Raw genomic sequence first — 19,666 nt, forward strand, 5'->3', positions numbered from 1 at the left:
AAAGTCACAAAACTTGCCAAGGGAGATCTATCTAAAGATCTCCCTTGGCAAGCTCATGGGAGGTCAAAAATAATGATCTCCCTAAATAACCAGTATTCTTCCCGAAAGTTTTCACCAACTAAATCAAATAATCCTTGCCCGATCTGCGATGACATCACAGGAAAATGTCGAATTGCTTCGGATAATCAAGATTTTGTTCTGTGCATGACTCATCCCAGTGATGCAGATTTGACTGATTGGAAATATCTGGGTGAAACTAATGGCAGTTATTTTGCAGGCAAGTATGTCCGTAAACGCGCTGAGTCTGAATCAGAGCATCAAGAGCGTCGCGATAGAAATCTAAAACTGCGGATTGCTCAACAAAAGGCGAAGCATGATGGGTTGGCGAAGTTGCCTGATGCATCTCAACGAGATCGCCTTTATCAAAATTATTTAGAGAAACTTGATTTAGATAGTTTAGATAGGGCTGATTTAGTTAGTCGTGGCTTATCTGAGCTAGAAATTCAATATTTAGGTGCTAAATCAACTAATTCTGGCTATATTCTGCCAATTAAGAATCCTGATGGCAAAATTCTCGGCTTCCAAATCCGTTTACGCGATGCTGCATCAGGACGCTATCGCTGGCATAAGCCTTTTGGGATCTCAGCACAACAACAAAATGGTGAGTTGCCTTTAGCTTTTCATGGTGATATTCAGGTTGATTGTCAGCGTGTGGTCTTGGTTGAAGGGACAGGAGTTAAGCCCTATCTTGCTGCTAAGTTACGTGGTTGTGTAGCGATTGGAGCTTCGGGTGGTCAGTTTGTGGCTAGTAAAGAAACTTTACAAACTTACTTTGACGCGATTGGAGCTAAGCCTGAGTTGACAAAGTTAGAATATGCGATCGATGCAGGTGATATTGCTAATCCATCTGTGATGCGCCGCCATGAGAAAAATCTGGATTTTTTAGCTGAGCTAGATTTGGCAATTGATGTTCTCTGGTGGGGGCAGGTTGCTAAAACTGATGATGATATTGATGAGTTATCTACTGATGCAGCGATTCAGCTTTTGACGGTTGAGCAGTTTTTTCAGATTGCTAATTATCAGCCCAAGCCTAAGTTTTCTCCTCTCCAATGGTTGAAAGATAAGCTTTTTCCCAAGAAGGCGGCTAATGGTTTTACGAATAAATCTGACAAACCAAGGCGATCGCCTCAACCGACCTTGCCCAAATTTGTATATGAGGCTGGGGCAAGACTGGAAACTTGGCGAGATTCATTATTAATTTACAAACATATCCTTGATGCTTCGGCGACGGGTACRGGCAAAAGTTATGATGCGGGGCAGTTGCGTCCTGAAATGTTTGATGGTGTTGAGCGGATCATCTATATATCTAATGATTCTCGCAATGTCACGACTTCCACTTTACAGGATTGGGAAATTCTGCCTGCGCGTCACAACGGTTTGACTCATAAATCTGGCAAGTTACGTCGCGTTAAGTTGGGTGAGTCTGTGCATACTCAGGCGAATTGCTCTCGTACTGGGGCTATTTCCGCTTTGCGCGATAAGGCAATTTCCGATACTAAGGTCATTTGTGAGACTTGTCCTTTACTCAATGCTTGTCGTGGGTCTAGCGGTGATGGCTTTGGCTTTAGACATCAGAGGGCGATCGCTTTTAATTCTAAAATCTTGCGATCGCATCCGATGAGTTTGCCTAGTCCTGATGAGTTTGATTATTCCAAAACTTTGCTGATCTGGGAGGAGGTATCGGAGAGTTTGACAACGATGCGTCAGATTTCCGTTGGTCGTGAGGATGTGGATCGGGCGATCGCCCTTTTGTCTCGTTCCCATCTTGACCATAAGCAGCAAATTATTGATGTGCTGAATAAGTTGCATGGATTGTTGGGTGATAAGTCCTATCACGGTCTGGATTTTTATCAAATCAAGGCGGCTATCCCTAAAATTATTAATACGACTTTGCTGGCGGATTTGCTGAAACCTGATTTATCGATTCTCGATACAGTTGACGGGATCGCTGATTCTGAGTTTGAGAATGCTAAAGGGAAGGATAAGCGTGAGTTAGCAAAACTTCATGCTTTGCTAAAACGAGAAACTACTTTCCATGCTGATGAAATTAGGCAAAAGATTGACCTTGAGGTATTGAAGCAATGGTTGGTAGAGTTTTTGGATATTCTCTCTGGGGCTATTTCTCACGGTGATTTACATATTCAATATAAAAAGTTAACTGTTTCTCTGGGTGACTCTCGCTTACGAGATATCGCTCATAAGTCGGCAGCTAATCTTTATCTGGATGCTACGATTGATGTGACTGATCTGCAAATGCGTCTCGATGCTCCTGTTCATACGATTAAACAATCAGGTGTGTTGGTCATGCCAAAGATTTATCAAGTACATAATCTAGGGCGTTTAGGAATGCAGCGTCGTGAGGAAAAGACAGCTAAAGTTCAAGCGATTATTGCTCATCTTACGGAACTCGATCCTTCGACTAGGGTGATTGATTTTAAAAAGTTTGCTAACTCTGAAGCTCATGGTTTCTGGTTCCGCGATTCCCGTGGTTCTAATGATTTTAAATCTACCAAAACTTTTGTGATTGTCGGGACTCCTTGTGCCAATATTGCCATGCTTCGCGCTGACTATGTGGCGATGACGGGCTTACACCCCATTAATAAAGATCCTGATTTTGCGGCGTTTGTCGATCGCCATATTTTGGCTACGGTGATGCAGTGTTTTGGCAGGAAGGCGGGCGATCGCTTTCAGGATGGTGATGTTATTTACTTTTTGTCGGATTTTAATCTGGGTGATATGCCCCATACGCTTATTAAATCTGGTGATATCACTGCCGATGCGATGTCTAATTTGGAGCTTTTGCAACTTAAGGTGGCTCAGGTGATTAATGCTGTTGCGGATGGTGGTTTTGACTTATTAAATGCTTCAGAACGCCAGTTATGTCAGTATTTCGGGATTAAGCGCGGGGTGCTACGTTACCATTTTGATTGGATCAAACCGTTACTAGATTCTCTATATAACCAATTGATCCATAGTTTTAATGAAACTATGCTTTCTCTTACTGATTCTCAGGATCTAGCAATTGTTGATCTTTGGGTTGGTACTACTGAGTTGTTTTTGGCTGAAGAGATCCCGATAAAGGAGACTTTGGCTGGCATTTTTGAGTTCTTTTCCGAACATATCCCACTCTATTTACATAGTCATGTTATGGCTAGACTTTCTGCTGAGGCTCGTCATAAGTTGTTTTTAACTTTGATAGTCTTTGCTTTTTAAAAATGATTAAAGTCACTTGTTCTTGCTATTCTTATTTCTATTCTTTTCTAGTTTTATTAGTTTCTTTTTTGAGAAGAATCTGTATTTCTAGATCTAAGTGCAGAACGGTTTAAATAGAGTTTCTAATTTAGTTCTTTCTGGATTGTTCTCCAAGGCAGAGTTAGCTTTTACTTGATGCTTATTCTGCTTGGCTTAATTTTGTCTTTTGCGGCGATTACATAGGTATTTAGATAGTTCTTTGAATGAATAGATTACTTGTCTCTCCTAAGTCAACAAATAAGCAGTTAAAATGTTGATATCAAATAAATCTAAATTTTATAAATGTCTCGACAGACCTATAACTGGAAAAGATTTTGGTGTCCAAAGGAAAGAAATTTTTCTTTGGCTGATTTTGGCTACTTATATGATCCTGATACAGAATTTGGTAAGCATATAAATCCAGATGTAGTCTCTTTTGATCGTATTGCTGATATTCCATGCCTTATTTTATTGGGCGAACCAGGCATAGGAAAATCATCTGCTTTACAAGCAGAAAAAGATGATATTAGCACGAAAATTGAGCGGCAAGGGCATAAATCACTTCACCTTAATCTCAGATCGTTTGGTAGTGAAGATCGTCTAATTAGAAGTCTTTTTGAACATGAAACATTTAAATCTTGGAAAGATAGTAGCCATAGACTATACCTTTTTTTGGATAGTTTTGATGAGTGTTTATTGAGAATTGATACACTGTCTACATTACTTGCTGATGAGTTGTCTAACTACTCTAGTCAAATACAAAGATTATATCTCCGCATTGCTAGTAGAACAGCAGATTGGTCTCTAGCGTTGGAAAATCGTTTCATTAATCTTTGGGGTAAAGATGCTGTCCGTGCCTATAAACTAGCGCCACTAAGAAGAAAAGACGTTGAAGAAGCTGCAAACGCAGAAAATATTGAAACTGAATCTTTTGTAGAGGCAATTAGACAAAATGAAGCTATACCTCTTGCAATAAAGCCTATTACACTAGGATTCCTTTTGGGGATATATAAAAGTAAAGGTGGTTTTCCTGAACGAAAAATCGATCTTTATTTAGATGGATGTCTGGAGCTTTGCAAAGAACCACCCGAATCAAATCGACGTGAGGCAAAATTACTTGGTAATTTAGATCCAGAAATACGATTAGCAATTGCAGGAAGGATTGCAGCACTTATGATCTTCTGCAATCGTTCAGCCGTTCTACAAAATTGGGGTCAGGAACAGCTTTTACCAGAAGATATAACATTCAGAGAGATTTGGGGAGGAGAAGAAATAGTTAAAAAGATTAATTATCCAGTTAATGAGAAGGCTATCGAAGAAGTAATAGGGACTGGGCTTTTTTCTGAGCGTGGTGATAATCGATTAGGTTTTGCCCATCAGACTTATGCTGAATTTTTGGCTGCTTGGTATGTTGCAGAGCATCGCAATTTGCCTTTAGTTCAGATCATGAGTTTATTGATTACACCTGAAGATACTGAAAAGCGTCTTGTTCCACAACTTCATGAAACTGCTGTATGGATAGCAAGTATGAGACAGGATGTTTTAAAGGAGATTGCTCAGACAGATCCAGATGTCATATTGCGTAGTGATATTCCTACTGACACATCATTTAAAGAAAAATTAGTTGAGAATTTGTTGTTTAGAAATGAACAAGGTTTAGGTATTACTTTCGATGAAAGTATCAGTAACTATAAATATTTGAAGAAGCTTAAACATCCTAATTTAGCCAATCAAATCAAGCCATATATTCAGGATTGCAGTAAACCTCTAAGAACTAGATGTTTTGCGATCGATATTGCTGAGGTATGCAAGGAGAAGTCTTTACAAGATTTCTTAGTGGAAATAGCTCTTAGTCCTTCAGAAAATATTTATGTCAGGCAAAGCGCCATCCAAGCGTTAACTTTATTGGCTGACTCCAATGTAAAAATGAGATTGAAGGATTTAGTAACCAATGAAATGTCAGAAGACGAAGATGATGGGATAAAAGGTTATAGCTTAATGGCAGTCTGGTCAGAGCATTTTTTAAAGGCTGAAGAACTTTTTCAAATACTTACACCTCCTAAGAAGGCTAACTACTATGGAGGATACAATAGATTTCTTGATACCGAGATTGTAAATCATCTAAAACCTTCAGATTTACCTATAGCTTTAAATTGGGTTGTAAGACAAGGCGTTAGACACTTTCAGCATCCTTTCGACTCAGCCGCGAATGCCATCATCCGTTTTGCATGGGACTATATTGAAGATCCTCTTGTTCTAAAACTATTAGCTCAGATTGTTTTGATCCAATGGAAAGAATATCAGGCAGTTATTACAGATGATAGAGGTATAAGCTTTGAAGACCTCTTACTCACATCAGATAGTAAGCGAAGATTGTTCATAGAAGCAATTGTCTTAATCCTTGCTGAAGAAAATCAAGACTTGTATCACTACATTGTAAGACCAGTTGGGGAGATAAACATTCTCTCTAGAGATTTCATTTGGTTAATTGTAAAGGCAAAAGCATCAATATCTATCAACATTAAAAATATTTGGATAAATCTAGTTCAATGGAGTTTTAACAATAGAGAGGTTGCTCAAATAGATGCTTTATGTATAGCGACTCAAGAAGACCCAACATTTCATGAACGATTTGGATGGTGGTTTAAACCACTAGAATTTGGATCAGATGAAGCTGTTGTTGAGCAATCTTACTATCAAGAAATTCAAGAATCTGCAAAACTGCGTGAGAGTAGGAAAAAGAAAAAGCTCTCTAGTGAAGAAATAAAGGAAAGAATAAATTACTATTTGAATGAGTTTGATGCTGGCAAACTAGATGCATGGTGGTTATTAAATAGAGAAATAACGCTCAACCCCAATAGTCCATCCTATGGTAGCGATCTGAATATAGATTTTACTGATTTTTATGGGTGGAAGTCAGCAGATCCTGCAACTAGAATAAGAATTATCAATGCAGCAAAAGAATATCTTAAACAGCAAAATAGTTGCTCAAATGATTGGATTGGGACAAATACATATAATCTTGATTCCTTAGCAGGATGTAGAGGTTTATATCTTCTTTTGAAAGAAGAGCCGTTATTTTTAAACCAGATTTCTACTGATGTGTGGACAAAATGGACACCTGCAATAGTCGCCTTCCCTCATGGAAGCGGAGTCAGAGAAAATACAAATCTTGAATTGTTAAAATTAGCATATTTAAATGCTCCAATAGAGTTTATCAATACCTTTTTGCAATTGATTGATGCAGATAATAAGCGTAATAACTATCTTTTTAGCCTTGACAAATTGGAAAAGTGTTGGGATGAGCGATTGAAAAAAGCTCTGCTTAATAAAGTTAAAGTTCTCGATTTACAACCTAAGTGTATTAGCCAATTATTAGAGGAACTTATTAAGGTTGATCACGAACAGTCAAGAGATTTTGCTAAGTCATTATTATCCTGGTCAGGTGAAGATGATCGACAGAGAGCAATCTTTGTTGCTCAAGTTTTACTCAAACAGGTACAAGAATCTGATTGGGATATGATTTGGCATACCATCACAAAAGATTTGGATTTTGCAAAAGAATCTTTAGAAATGTCTAGTTATGGGCTGCGAAATCTAACTCTGCATCTAAATGAGAAACAACTTGCAGATCTCTATATGTGGCTTGAATGCAATTATCCACGTAATGAAGATCCAGTATTTGACACTGTACATGCTGTAGAAGGTCGTGAAAGTGTAGCTCAGTTGAGAGATGGTGTACTTACTCAACTCAGAGAAACTGGTTCTCTGAAAGCTTGTCAAGAAATTCAAGGAGTTATCGAGTATTTCCCTAGCTACGATTTAAAGTGGCATTTGATAAAAGCTCAGTATGCCTTGAGGAAAAAGAGTTGGAAACCACCAGAGCCAAAAGAATTGATGCAGTTGGTGAACAACAGCGATAAACGTCTCATACAAGATGGTAATCAACTTCTTGATGTATTAATTGAATCCTTAAAACGCCTTGAGTTAAAACTCCAAGGAGAAACACCTGCGGCAAGAGATATTTGGGATCTAGATTCCAAGAATACCTTTAAGCCAGTTAATGAAAATTTATTCTCTAATTATGTGAAACGACATCTTGATGAAGACCTCAAACTACAGGGAGTTTTTGCTAATAGAGAAGTAGAACTCAGATCCAAAGCTACAGGTGAGGTTCAGGAACGTACAGATATCCATGTAGATGCTGTCATTAGAAATCATGCAGGTAAAATTATCGATCCTATTACGGTTATTATTGAAACCAAAGGTTGCTGGCATGGGGAGTTAGACGAAGCTATGCAAACTCAACTGGTTGATAGATATCTGAAAGATAATACCTGCCAGTATGGTTTGTATCTAATTGGTTGGTTTTATTGTACTCACTGGGATTCTCGTAAAGCCAAATCACCTAAAATCAGTCTTGAAGAGGCAAGAGAACAATTTGCAAAACAGGCTGAAAGTTTATCTCAAGGCAGTGTAAATGTTAAGTCATTTGTACTTAACGCCTCATTGCGATAGTGCTTTAAATTCATCTTGAAATGAATCATTTTAGAATTTTTGTTTATTCGATCGCTTCTAAAAATTGGTCATATATCAATATATGACCAACGCAAGTAAATCAACTTAGACGACTATGAAATCAAAGACTCAATTTCTGTCATCTTTTGCTTTAGCAAATCATAGACATCTCTTAAGTTTTTAGGGTCGGCAGATCGTAGTAAATCTGAAGAAATTAGATCCACATTTTGCTTGATTTTGCTTAGCTGTTTATTAGCATCGATCGCACTCTCTAGACTAGGACTATACTTAGCGATCGCCTCATTTACCAGCTTGCGAGTTTGTAAAACTGACAAATTCTCTTGGACAACCTTTTTAGTTAAATCCTCTCTTAGTCGTTTTGCCTTCGCTTGCGACAAATTTAGATTCTTCGCTGAAAGTTTTTGCAAAGCGATCGCATGGACTCCCTTTAGCCCCAGATTGCGAATCGCATCTTTGAGATCATCTGCTAAGCCCAACATTGGTAGCAAGTTAGCATCAACAGAAGCAGGATTGAGTTGTAACTCTAGTAGAATTCTTAAAACATTGTGTTCAGTTTCATTGACATAGTTAGGATCTACTTCCACCGTTTGGCTAGAGTCATTAGATGCTAAATTAGCCATGACTTCAGATAGTCGCTTTTGCTTATTCAATCTCCGAATGACCGTAGATAAGACTCTGGGGATGTCATCTGTTTTTAAACCCACATTTAGCGAAATTTCTTTAATGATTGCTTCAGCTTTATCAAGAGGATTAAGGTCTTCACGATGCAATGATGTTAGTAAAGCTTTACGGTGCAGATCCTGCGGAGCATCCATCGTTACTGCTTTGATCGTTGACCATCCTAGGTCTTTCGCGGCACGCCATCGGCGCTCACCGTCAAAAAGTAAATAGTTCTCATTTGGTTGAGCAATCACAATAATTGGGGAAAGCTGACCGTCTGAGACCAAGGACTGGGACATTGCCCCAATACTTTCATTCAGAAAAGTACGACGGGGTTGATCAGGATTTTGAATGATTTTGGTAATTTCTAAATCTACTACTCCCGATTGAGACTTCAGTTGTTCCTTTAATGTGGATAGCTGAGTTTCGACTTCCTCGGAGCCAGAGGCTCTTAACCTCTCAATTTCGGTTTTGAGTTGAGCAATCTCTTCCTCGGCATTGGACAATTGCTGGGTTTGTTTTGCACCTGAGAAGTAGTCAGCGATATTTGGGGCTTTACGAGCTGCCATGATTATTTTTTCCTCTTAACTTTCTTGCCGATTAACTTAACAACATATTCAGAAACTTCTTTGAAGTCAGCTTGGGCGGGATGCTGATGGCGATATAGATGTAATGGTAAACCTTGCCCACTGGCGTTGATAAATTCTGCTGAGTCTCTAACAGGAGGGAAACAATGAATCTTTAATTGGTCAAGTTGAGTTGGGAGATCTTCTAATATTTGGCGATGGGTTGCGCGTCTGGCATCGTATTGGTTAGGTACAAATCCCATGACCTGCGGTTGAGGATCTAGCCTTAGTTGCTTGCTGTTGTGATATACCCACTCAATTAATTTGGCTGAACCTTGGATTGACTTTGGCTCAAGTTGGACTGGAACTAAAACATGGGTGCAAGCTGATAGAGCCAATAAGGTCAGAGGTCCAAGGGTTGCAGGACAGTCAAATATGATTAGATCATGGGAGATGGGATGGTCTTTGAGACAGTCGCCTAGTAAATAGGCTCCTCGGCGATGTAATACCATCTCATCGGCGACTCTTGTTAAGATCATTCCTCCTTGGACTACCTCTACTTTATTAGTGGTTTCTGTCCAACACTTTTCTAAGGGCCATTGTCCAGAAAAATCATTGTTTAAGACCGATGCTAGGGTTTGTTCGGGTTCAGGTTGTGGCAAACCACAAAATAGGCTTAAGGAGCCTTGTGGATCGAGATCCATTAAGGCAACTGACAATCCGTAAAGGCTCATTTCATAAGCAATATGCACGGATAATGTGGTTTTGCCACTTCCACCTGCATTACTGAGAACGGCAATTCGGGTTTGCATTTGTTGATATGTCTAAACAATCAAGGACATCATATATCAATATATGACTTTGTAAAGTCATATATTGATATATGATGCGTTTTTGATCGGCATAGAGATATTAAGAGGATTAGAAACTTATATGAGTATTCTTGCAGTTGAGCTAGATTTGTTAGATATGATATTGGATTGGCAAATGACGATCGCATGGGCAGGAGAAGCAAACTGTGAGCCATCACGGTTAGGTTGGTGGCGCACTGATTTAATCGACGATTTGGGTGGTGGCGATCTCCTAGTGCGATTGTTGCCACGTACAAAGTTATATGCAGGGTGGGAAGCTGCTCTTGAGGCGGCGATCGCTACGGATCGGCGGGCTAGGCAAAGAATGGCTAATCCTGATAAATTGCGAACGATTTTCTTTTGGGGATTTGACTTAGATGAGAAATTACACGATCGCCTTGCGGCAAGAAAACGACGGAGTGAAAATTTGAAGTTGCCGATCACTTGGGAAAATGGCTTTGATCGTGAGGCGATCGCTAAGCAAATTGGCGATCGCTGTGGTGAGAGTAAATATGAGATTGTGGCAGGAGGGAGAGAAATACATCGTAACGGCACAGATGCAAGTAGTCTGTTATCTTTGGTTGCGGCGCTGGTTCCCTTTGATCAAAATTATCCAATGCCTTTTTATCGGATTGCTTAGGAATATGGTTAGTTTAAGCAAAAGTAACGGTTTATCTATGGACTTATCTATAAATTACGGTGCGGAGGTCGTACAGTTGCACACAAGGCTAATGCGTGTTCCTTTGGCGATCGAAGAGAGTTATAGTTACTGGCAAAATTGTCAGCCAGATATTTGCGATCGCATTAATAATAAAACTGATACTAAAACTGAAAAAATCAATCAACTTGCGGAAATAGCCTTTGAGAAGCGTTGGTTTGGTAGTAAGAGTATGGCGCGGACGCAGTTACTGCTGAAGGAGTTTTCACAGCGCTATGAAGCTTACCCTGTGGCGCTAACGGTTTTACAGCAATGGCAACCCCGCGATCTGGTAACGCGGCGCAATCTTTGTCATTGGCATTTGCAACTGGTCGATCCCCTCTATCGTGCTTTTACCGATCATTATTTGGGACAACGACGGATTTTAACAGCAGATATTACGGATGCAATGATCGATCTCGATATCGTGGGTCGATGGGTTAGCCAAAATATGGGCAGAGATCACTGGTCGCCTGCGACGATTGCGAGAATGGCGACAGGATTGATTGCGGCGGCAGCATCGGCGGGGCTATGTTCGGACAAGATGGGTAAACGCCATTTGCTATATCCCAAAGTGAGCGATCGCGCTGTGGAGTATTGGTTATATTTTTTACGCGCTTTAACTTTTGAGGGAACTTTGCTCGATAATCCTTACTGGCGCTCAGTGGGGTTGACGGAGAGTTTGTTAGAGATTCGCTTACAACGGTTACCACATATTGATTTTCGCCGCATGGGAGAACTGATTGACTTTGGGTGGCAATGTGCCGATCTCAATGATTGGGTGTTGCGATTAGATCTGGAGAGCTTAGAGTCATGACTAATCGTAGTTCAGCTAGTGCCGTTGATCGAGTGGTTTCTGCTCTCAAGACTGACCTCATGGCAAAAGGGGGGTCAAAAATTAGCACCATGCGGAACTATCAATTTGCGATCGCAGTTTATCCACCTGATCGGGAGTTTGAAATGCGTCGCAAGCTTCAACAAATGCAAGATGAATTGCAAGCCGCAGGATGGAGTGTCTTATCAATATCGCTATTACAACTGTTTATTGATCGGTTGAAAAGTAAGTCGCCGCAAGTTCTAGAGCGATTAATTGCGATGGAAAAAAGATTAGCTGATAAGACTAGCGATCGGGGTTTGAACTATCTCAAGGAAAAGTTAACTCCTGAAGTTGAAGGGGCTGATGGTATTGCACAGGACATTATTAGGAAAATCAATGAGTTTATGCCTAATGCTATACCTGACAAAAAGTTAATCCTATTAAGCCGTGCGGGAGGTTTGTATCCTTTCTTTCGTTCATCAGGATTACTTCGTCATCTTGATGGCAAGACGAGCAATCTACCGATCGTGCTGCTCTACCCAGGAGACAGACAAGATGTAAGTTCGCTATCATTTATGGGAGAACAAACCACCGATCGCGATTATCGTCCCCGCATTTATTCTTGACCCTCACCCCCTAGCCCCCTCTCCCATTAAGGGAGAGGGGGAACAAGAAAAACTGAATAATTTCTCTTGCTCCCCTTCTCCCCACTTGGGAGAAGGGGCTGGGGGATGAGGGCAATTATCGCTTTTGATAAATACTTGGAGAAAACACGATGCTTATTAAAGATATTTTTGCTAGGGACGTAACGCGGGACATTGCGCCTGTGGTCTATTTCCATGAACAGGAGCCAGCTAAATTATGGGAAGAGGTTTCGGAATATATCATTACGGGGGGCTATGCTGAAGATGATCCGCGTCATACTCGTACCAATCAGGGAATTCATGAGCAGTTTGTGCGCTTACTTAAGGCGATCGCCCAAGATTTAGAACAACCGAATCGGTCAGGGACTACATTACCTGCTGCTTGGATTTCGGGGTTTTATGGTTCGGGGAAATCTAGCTTTGCGAAGTTGTTAGGGCTAGCGCTAGACGATCGCCAAATGCCAAATGGACATAAACTCGCTGATGCTTTATTGGCGCGGGATGATTCGCCTAAGTCTGCTGAATTTAAGGAGGCTTGGCAAAGGTTAACCAAGCGGATCGATGCGATCGCGGTAGTATTTGATATTGGCTCTTTAGCGCGGGAAAATGAAGATATCCATCAAGTTGCTAAACGCGAAATCCAGAAACGTTTGGGCTATTGCAAAACTAGTAATTATGTCGCTGAGCATGAACTGAAGTTAGAAATCGATGGGCGTTGGGATGCTTTTTTAGAATGTGCGATCACCACCATCGGTAAGCCTTGGGAGCAGATCAAAAATAGTGAATTAGCCGAAGAAGATTTCTCTCTGATTTTGCATCGTCTTGAGCCTGAAAAGTACATTGAGCCAATGAGTTGGATCGATAGTCGGGCGGGGAGCAGAACGGGGTTAGGGTCTGCCGTGGATGAAACGACTAAGGCGATCGCTGCTATGCTGAATCGCCGCGCTCCTAGTAAAACCCTATTTATTACCATTGATGAAGTCAGTCAGTATATCCATCAAAATGACAATCGGATGCTGAAGTTGCAATCTTTTGTAGAAGATCTTGGTCAAAAACTGAAGGGGCGTGTGTGGCTATTGGCAACGGGGCAGCAGCAACTAGAGGATGGAATCGATCAAGGTAATATTGGCAAGCTCAAGGATCGCTTTCCGCCTAGATATCGCGTACATCTAACACCTGCGAATATTCGCGATGTTGTGCATAAGCGGCTCTTACAAAAGTCCCCTGCCCATGAATCCGAGTTGCGGCGTTTATTTCAACAGCATCGCTCTGACTTGAAGCTCTATGCCTATGGCTGTGAGAATATTTCGGAAGAGGATTTTCTAGAGGTTTATCCCCTGCTGCCCAACTACATCGATCTGTTTATGCAGATTACCAGTAGCTTGCGCCTGACCTCTACCCGTGTCAAGGGTGATGACTATGCGGTACGTGGGTTGCTGCAAATGTTAGGAGAACTCTTTCGCACGCAGAATTTGGGCGTTCGCGAATTAGGTGTATTAGTCACCATTGATGCGATTTACGAGATTCAGCAGACGGCTTTGGATGTGGATACTCAAAATACGATGACGCGGATCTTGGGCGATCGCCAAATTGTCGATAATCTCATTACGCTCAAAGTGGCAAAGGCGATTGCTTTATTACAACTAATTCAAGAAGCACAGCCCACAACGACAAAATTGATTAGTCAATGTCTTTATGATGAACTCGGCGCTGGTAACAATGAATCAGAGATACAGATTGCCCTCGATAAATTACGCGATCGTGGACACATCACCTACTCTGAGAAATTGGGTTATAAACTGCAAAGCTCCGCAGGTCAGGAATGGCAAAGGGAGCGTGATAGCTATGGTGTGACCGATGACCAACTGACCACGCTCTTGATGGAAAAACTCAAGGATCTCGTCGGCAATAGTGAATCACCTAAATATAAAGGACGTTCTTTCCGTTGGCAGGCTTACTTTAGCGATGAACGTCAGCGCAAGGATGAACGCTTGATCTCACCCAATGATGCGGCAACAGCCATAGTCGATTTGCGCTATGTCCGTGATGACCTTCGAGAAGATAACGCGCTCTGGATTGCTCAGAGTGGACAGGAAGCCTATCGCGATCGCCTGATGTGGATTGTCGGTAGCGTCGTGGATATTCCTGAACTAGCGAGAAAGCAGGTGCGATCGCGGCAAATGATTGGGAAATATCAAGGTCGATTTGCAGCGCTATCACCTAATAAGCAAAGGCTGTTGATCGAAGAACAGTCGGAAGCTGATCGCCTAGATGCAAGTCTCAAAGAAGCGATCGCTAATGCTTTTGTGAGGGGAAATTTCTATTTTCGGGGTCGGCAATTGGACGCGCAGGGTTCGACATTTTCGAGCCTATTGCAACGCACCGCCGAGCATATTTTGCCTGAAGTCTATACCTATTTTCAGGACATGGCGATCGCCCCTAGTGAATTAGAACAATTGTTCAAGAAACAACTTTCAGGCGTGTCGCCCAAGTTCATGGAGCGAGAACTAGGGATTTTGAGCCTTGATGCAGGGAAATATGTCCCCACCTGTAACGGTGAAATCCCCACCTTGATTTATAACGCGATCGCTAAAAATAATGGATTAGCGGGGAGTAGTCTCCTAACCATATTTGGCAGTGCTCCCTATGGCTACGCATCCGATTTGGTTCGGGCTTGCTTGTTGGGACTGCTACGGGCAAATAAAATTCGCATTCGTACTGAAAATCAGCAAATGATTAGTTCCTATGCCGATGCGGGTGTGGAGGATTTATTTAAAAAAGAGCGCGATCTAAAAAAGGCAGAAATTTTACTTGCCACAGAAAGTGATATCACCGTTCGCGATCGCACTGCCATTTGTAAATTCTTTAAGGACTATTTGCAAGTAGAACTAGATCGTGAGAAGGAAGCGATCGCCGATGCAGTGTTTCAATATTTTCCCCATAAGGCTTCTCTATTGCGAGAGTTGGAAGGGAAATATAATCGTTTACCTCTGAGGTTACAAGATCCTGCCCATCCAAATCGTGACGATCGCCGCCAAATCCCTGAGACTTTGCAAAAATTGCAAAAAGCTCTCCTTGATTGCTGTCAATCGCGACACATCGAAGACACTGTAAGAGCCGTCAAAAAGAATCTCGACATCTTGCAAGATGGGATTCAGCGTCTTGGCATCGAAAATAGCGAGCTTACCGATGGGTTGATCGCCCAAGTCAAACAAGCCCATGATGTTTATACTCATTGCGTGGAACAGTTGCGCGATCTGGATAAATTAGAGGATCTCGAATCGATGGCGATCGCTCTGCACCAACAGCTGCGAGCAGAACGACCTTGGCGCGATCTCCCCAGTTTGCAGCCGAGTATTGAGGCGATCTCTCTACGCTATCGGGAAGTGCGGCGCGAACTGCTCGATGCTCAATATTTGCAATTAGAGGCAGTGGCGGCAAAGGTAAAAACAAGACAGGGGTTTGCGCGACTTAGTGAAGATAAAGCGGACTATGTGATCCGTCCGATTCGACAGGCGGAGATTAAAACGTCGGAGGAGGCTCTATATCCAACGCTGATCCAGTTACGAGACTCGGTGATTCGCCAGTTAGAGCAAGCGGAAATTGAAGCTAATGCAACTCTTGATCGCTTGATTTCGGAAGAGACTCAAGAGCAGGTGCTTACCCTTGATGTGCTTACGGATTTACGCAATCGCGAACTTCGTAATCCTGAAGAGGTGAATGCCTTGGTCGATACCCTACGCGATCGCCTGTTGAAGCAGTTAGAGCATAAAAAAAATGTACGGATTCGATTGATATAAGATAAAACCATATAAATACTACAGGTAGCCTAAGATCATGACTCTTGCCAGTATTCATTCCCCACAGCTAACTAATCTCAAACTCTGGACAGTTGGCGATTATCATCGCCTGAGTGAATTGGGTTTGCTCGATCGCCAAGAAAGAACGGAACTTATTGCTGGACAAATTACGCTTATGGCTGCGAAAGGTACGCCCCATGTAACCGCTTTACATTTACTCGCTAATATTTTGCGCGATCGCCTTGGAAATCAAGCTCTAATTCGCACCTAAGATCCCATTCAGCTAGATGATTTCTCAGAGCCAGAACCTGATTTGGTGGTTGTGCGTGGGACTGTTTTGGACTATGCCGAGCAGCATCCCCGTCCTGAAGACATTGATTTGATTGTCGAAATTGCGGACTCAACCTTAAAACAGGATTGCGAAATTAAGGATAAACTTTATGCCCAAGCTGGTATTGCTGACTATTGGGTATTAGCAGTCAAAATCCGCCAGTTGCATATTTTTCGTAAACCGCTCGCCACTGGTTACACAGAGCATCTAATTCTCTCAGAGCCGAATCAAGCGGCTCCCCTCGCCTTTCCTGAAATCGCGATCGCCCTCAGTTCTATTTTGCCGCCTAGCTATTCAAATTAATGACCTACCTCTCTCCAACCACTAAATCTCAACTCTCAAAAACAATTCGTAATTTGCGCGATCGCCTGATTACTGACCTACACAACGCCGTTGAGTCAACATACTTGATGGGGGTAAAGCTGGAACAGGTGCAGCTAGATGAGGAGCGCCATTGTAAGCGGGAGCGGTTAGAGAAATATCTGGAAGAACTGGTGAAGGGGGATCTTGCGGTTTATAAGGGCAAGCAATCGCCAAAACTCAAGCAGGAATTGCGCGATCGCCATCGGCAGGATCTTGAAAAGTTGGCGGCGGCGACTTGGCTGAATCGGTTAGCGGTGATTAAGCATTTAGAGGCGATGGAGTTGCTGAAGCCGAAATTGGTGACGGGGGGATGGCAGAGCGCCGCTTTTAAGGAATTTCGGGACTATGCACCAGAATTTTTGCAAGAGGAAGATCAGGGCTATGGGTTGTTGTTGCGGTTGGTATTTGATGAACTGGCGCTAGACTTGTCGGGGTTATTTGGGCGCGGTGGGTTGAATGGCTATATTGAGCTTATTCCCATGCCTGCGTTGACTTTGCGGTATTTAGTAGAAGAGTTAGACAAGGTTGAGGCGGATGCTTGGCGCGATGATACGACTTTGGGCTGGATCTATCAATATTGGAATGATCCTGAACGGGAAAGCATTGATCAAAAGATGAATGATGGCGGTAAGGTGGAGCCGCACGAAATCGCCAGTAAGACGCAAATGTTTACGGAGCGCTATATGGTGGAGTGGCTATTGCAAAATAGCTTGAATAATCAATGGCTCGATATTTGCGCGGCGAATGGTTGGGTTGCGGAGGCGGTGAGCGATCGCACTCTGGAAAATCTAGAGGCAAGGCGACAGGATTGGCGGCAAAGGCGCGAGGCGGGGGATGTGGCGCTAGATGAGTTGATGCCCATTGAGAATGAGCAAGAACAGCGTTGGAAGTATTGGGTGAGATCCCCCCTAGCCCCCCTTGTAAAGGGGGGAAAAGATTCTCTTGAAGTTTCTCTGCACAAGGAGGATGGAAGATCCCCCCTAACCCCCCTTAAAAAGGGGGGGAAAGACTCTCTTCCTCTTCTCCCCCCTTTACAAGGGGGGCTGGGGGGGATCGAAACCTTGCAACGTAGACAGACAGATTTGAATAAACCGAATAGCCTTGATAAAGCTAGTCTTTCCCTCCGCAATCTCAAACTGATCGATCCTGCCTGTGGGTCGGGGCATTTCCTTGTAATTGCCTTTGACTTGCTGTTTGCTTTTTATCAAGAGGAGGCGCGGCATCGGGGGGAAGTTTTGACGGATGCGGAGATTGCGAATAGCATTTTAGAAAATAATCTCTATGGGATTGATATTGATGCGCGGGCGGTGCAGATGGCGGCGGCGGCGTTGTGGCTAAAGGCGAAGGGGCTTTGCAAGGATGCTGCGCCGAAGCAGATTAATTTGGTGGCGGCGAATTTGAATTTGGCGAATTTGCCGAAGGATGATTCTGAGTTGTTGAATTTTTATGATGAGGTGCGGTTGGAGACGGGGATTCCGCCGAAGTTGACGATGCAGATTGTGGAAGCGCTGAAGGGGGCGGATGTGTGGGGTAGTTTGCTGAAGGTTGATGGGGCGGTGACACAGGCGATCGCTGATTATGAAGCACAGGTGAAGGTGTTGCTGGAGCCGCAGCAGGGTAGTTTGTTTGAGGGTTTTCGTCCTGCTCAGGCGCGGTTAGATTTTGATAAGGCGCTGGCGCAGGTGACGGTGTTGGAGGCGTTGGAGAGGTTTTTGCAGCAGCGATCGCAGAGTGATGATCTGGGGGTGCGGCTGTGGGGTGAGCAGTTGGCGGCGGGGGTGAGGTTTGTGCGGATGGTGCGGGAGGGTCAGTATGATCTGGTGATTGGGAATCCGCCGTATCAGGGGACGAGTAAGATGGCGGATGCTGGTTATTTGTCGAAGCATTACTCTCGCGGGAAGGCGGATCTCTATGCGGCGTTTTTGCAGCGTGGTTTGGAGTTGGCGAAGGATGGTGGTTTTTCGGCGTTGCTGACGATGCGAAATTGGATGTTTATCAGTCAGTATTCGGCGATTCGGGAGTTTTTGATCGAGAGTTATGATTTGCGATTGTTAGGAGATTTTGATCGTGGTGCGTTTGATGATGTTCCAAATGAAATTCTTGCAGTTGTAATGAGTGTTTTTCAGAAAGTCCCGCCAAGTGACAGAATAAGTTTTGCTCAACAACCAACTACATTTGATGACAATTCCTATGATCGTCAACGAACGAATCGCAAACGGGCGGCGGTATTGGCTCATGTAGGAAGATATGAGTTCAAAACGCAAAATTTTAATGTCATCAAAGAAAAGCCTCTCATTTACTGGTGGGATGATGCCTTTCTCAAACGCTACGCTGAAACTCCAAAATTAGGCGAAGTAATTGAACTATGGCAGGGTGTAGCGACAACTAATAATACGAGGTATCTTCGTTATATTTGGGAATTATCAGCAGATAAAATATGGCTAAGTAGATGCTTAAGTAACATTAGAATTGAACCTACTTTTGATAAGTTTTGGGTTCCATATATCAAAGGTGCTAAAGGTAAAAGCTGGTTTGAACCTGCTATATCAGTCATCAAATGGGTTGACAAAGGATTTGAATTTAACTTTTCACAGGAGATGTATAGAGAAAATCATCAAGCCTATCAGTTAAAAGATCCCGCTCATCTGGGGAAGTAGGTGAAATGGCAAAATAGGAGGAAGTCATTTTCATGAATCGACAGAGAAGCGATGATCAAATTTCCCCTGACCGAATTGTTAGATGAACAAGCGTGCTATGAATGGTTATTAAAGATCCTGCATCCGCAGGGTTTGCATTGTCCAAGTGGACACGCAATACCAGCAGGACAAGCGCCACACGATCGCCAACGTGCACCAATCGTCAAATACAAGTGTCGGGAATGTGGGAAAGTGTTCCATATTTTTACAGGGACAGACTTATCAGGAAGCCATTACACCTGTGGTCAGATCGTGCTGATATTGCGTGGATTCTTACAAGGACAAACGACCCAACACATAGCCGAGGAACTAGGASTCGACTATGGGACATTATTGTCTTGGCGGCATCGCATCCAACGTCGAGGATTTGCCCATTTGATTAATGGTAATCTGCCTGATGAAGAAGCAGAG

General features: G+C 42.7%; 12 protein-coding genes. 10 read left to right on the forward strand and 2 right to left on the reverse strand.

What is annotated here, in order from left to right; translation table 11 throughout:
- Positions 1–72: 72 nt before the first annotated feature.
- Both B9G53_RS24190 and B9G53_RS24195 read left to right on the forward strand, forming a co-directional pair.
- Positions 73–3,273: a hypothetical protein gene (locus B9G53_RS24190; RefSeq protein WP_141211883.1), complete on the forward strand. Its 3,201-nt coding sequence runs from the start codon at positions 73–75 to the stop codon at positions 3,271–3,273.
- A 321-nt stretch (positions 3,274–3,594) separates the two neighbouring features.
- Positions 3,595–7,809, forward strand: a complete 4,215-nt coding sequence (locus B9G53_RS24195; protein WP_141211884.1) for a hypothetical protein — start codon at positions 3,595–3,597, stop codon at positions 7,807–7,809.
- Positions 7,810–7,922: 113 nt separating this feature from the next.
- Here B9G53_RS24195 and B9G53_RS24200 read toward each other — a convergent pair whose 3' ends face one another.
- Positions 7,923–9,059 (reverse strand): ParB/RepB/Spo0J family partition protein, encoded by a 1,137-nt coding sequence (locus B9G53_RS24200; protein WP_094536000.1) that lies wholly within the window; start codon positions 9,057–9,059, stop codon positions 7,923–7,925.
- Between the two features lie 2 nt (positions 9,060–9,061).
- Entirely contained in the window at positions 9,062–9,868 is an 807-nt protein-coding gene (locus B9G53_RS24205; protein ID WP_094536001.1) for a ParA family protein, read from the reverse strand.
- Positions 9,869–9,989: 121 nt separating this feature from the next.
- On the opposite strand from B9G53_RS24205, the gene brxE reads away from it, so the two are divergent.
- The 8 genes from brxE to B9G53_RS24240 all read left to right on the forward strand — a co-directional run.
- Entirely contained in the window at positions 9,990–10,547 is a 558-nt protein-coding gene (gene brxE, locus B9G53_RS24210) for a BREX-6 system BrxE protein (RefSeq protein WP_094536002.1), read from the forward strand.
- 37 nt (positions 10,548–10,584) lie between these two features.
- Positions 10,585–11,421 (forward strand): BrxA family protein, encoded by an 837-nt coding sequence (locus B9G53_RS24215; protein WP_254923792.1) that lies wholly within the window; start codon positions 10,585–10,587, stop codon positions 11,419–11,421.
- Positions 11,418–12,047 (forward strand): DUF1788 domain-containing protein, encoded by a 630-nt coding sequence (locus B9G53_RS24220; RefSeq protein WP_094536004.1) that lies wholly within the window; start codon positions 11,418–11,420, stop codon positions 12,045–12,047. The genes B9G53_RS24215 and B9G53_RS24220 overlap by 4 nt, the downstream gene beginning before the upstream one ends.
- Before the next feature lie 149 nt (positions 12,048–12,196).
- On the forward strand, positions 12,197–15,865 hold the full coding sequence (gene brxC / locus B9G53_RS24225) for a BREX system P-loop protein BrxC (RefSeq protein WP_094536005.1): 3,669 nt from the start codon (positions 12,197–12,199) through the stop codon (positions 15,863–15,865).
- A gap of 37 nt (positions 15,866–15,902) precedes the next feature.
- Positions 15,903–16,136 (forward strand): Uma2 family endonuclease, encoded by a 234-nt coding sequence (locus tag B9G53_RS28185; protein ID WP_217901666.1) that lies wholly within the window; start codon positions 15,903–15,905, stop codon positions 16,134–16,136.
- A gap of 6 nt (positions 16,137–16,142) precedes the next feature.
- The gene (locus B9G53_RS28190) at positions 16,143–16,499 is read left to right on the forward strand and encodes a Uma2 family endonuclease (protein WP_254923794.1); all 357 of its coding nucleotides are present in this window, start codon (positions 16,143–16,145) and stop codon (positions 16,497–16,499) included.
- The gene (locus tag B9G53_RS24235) at positions 16,499–19,216 is read left to right on the forward strand and encodes a DNA methyltransferase (protein WP_254923793.1); all 2,718 of its coding nucleotides are present in this window, start codon (positions 16,499–16,501) and stop codon (positions 19,214–19,216) included. The genes B9G53_RS28190 and B9G53_RS24235 overlap by 1 nt, the downstream gene beginning before the upstream one ends.
- 51 nt (positions 19,217–19,267) lie before the next feature.
- On the forward strand, positions 19,268–19,666 hold a 399-nt coding region (locus B9G53_RS24240), incomplete at its 3' end, for a hypothetical protein (RefSeq protein ID WP_094536006.1).

This window comes from Pseudanabaena sp. SR411, assembly GCF_002251945.1.
Classification (GTDB): Bacteria; Cyanobacteriota; Cyanobacteriia; order Pseudanabaenales; family Pseudanabaenaceae; genus Pseudanabaena.

Bases quoted from the DNA above. Each gene is read 5' to 3' on its own strand.
- B9G53_RS24195 (WP_141211884.1), top strand. From the start codon at position 3,595: ATGTCTCGACAGACCTATAACTGGAAAAGATTTTGGTGTCCAAAGGAA.
- B9G53_RS24200 (WP_094536000.1), bottom strand. From the start codon at position 9,059: ATGGCAGCTCGTAAAGCCCCAAATATCGCTGACTACTTCTCAGGTGCA.
- B9G53_RS24205 (WP_094536001.1), bottom strand. From the start codon at position 9,868: ATGCAAACCCGAATTGCCGTTCTCAGTAATGCAGGTGGAAGTGGCAAA.
- brxE (WP_094536002.1), top strand. From the start codon at position 9,990: ATGAGTATTCTTGCAGTTGAGCTAGATTTGTTAGATATGATATTGGAT.
- B9G53_RS24215 (WP_254923792.1), top strand. From the start codon at position 10,585: ATGGACTTATCTATAAATTACGGTGCGGAGGTCGTACAGTTGCACACA.
- B9G53_RS24220 (WP_094536004.1), top strand. From the start codon at position 11,418: ATGACTAATCGTAGTTCAGCTAGTGCCGTTGATCGAGTGGTTTCTGCT.
- brxC (WP_094536005.1), top strand. From the start codon at position 12,197: ATGCTTATTAAAGATATTTTTGCTAGGGACGTAACGCGGGACATTGCG.
- B9G53_RS28185 (WP_217901666.1), top strand. From the start codon at position 15,903: ATGACTCTTGCCAGTATTCATTCCCCACAGCTAACTAATCTCAAACTC.
- B9G53_RS24235 (WP_254923793.1), top strand. From the start codon at position 16,499: ATGACCTACCTCTCTCCAACCACTAAATCTCAACTCTCAAAAACAATT.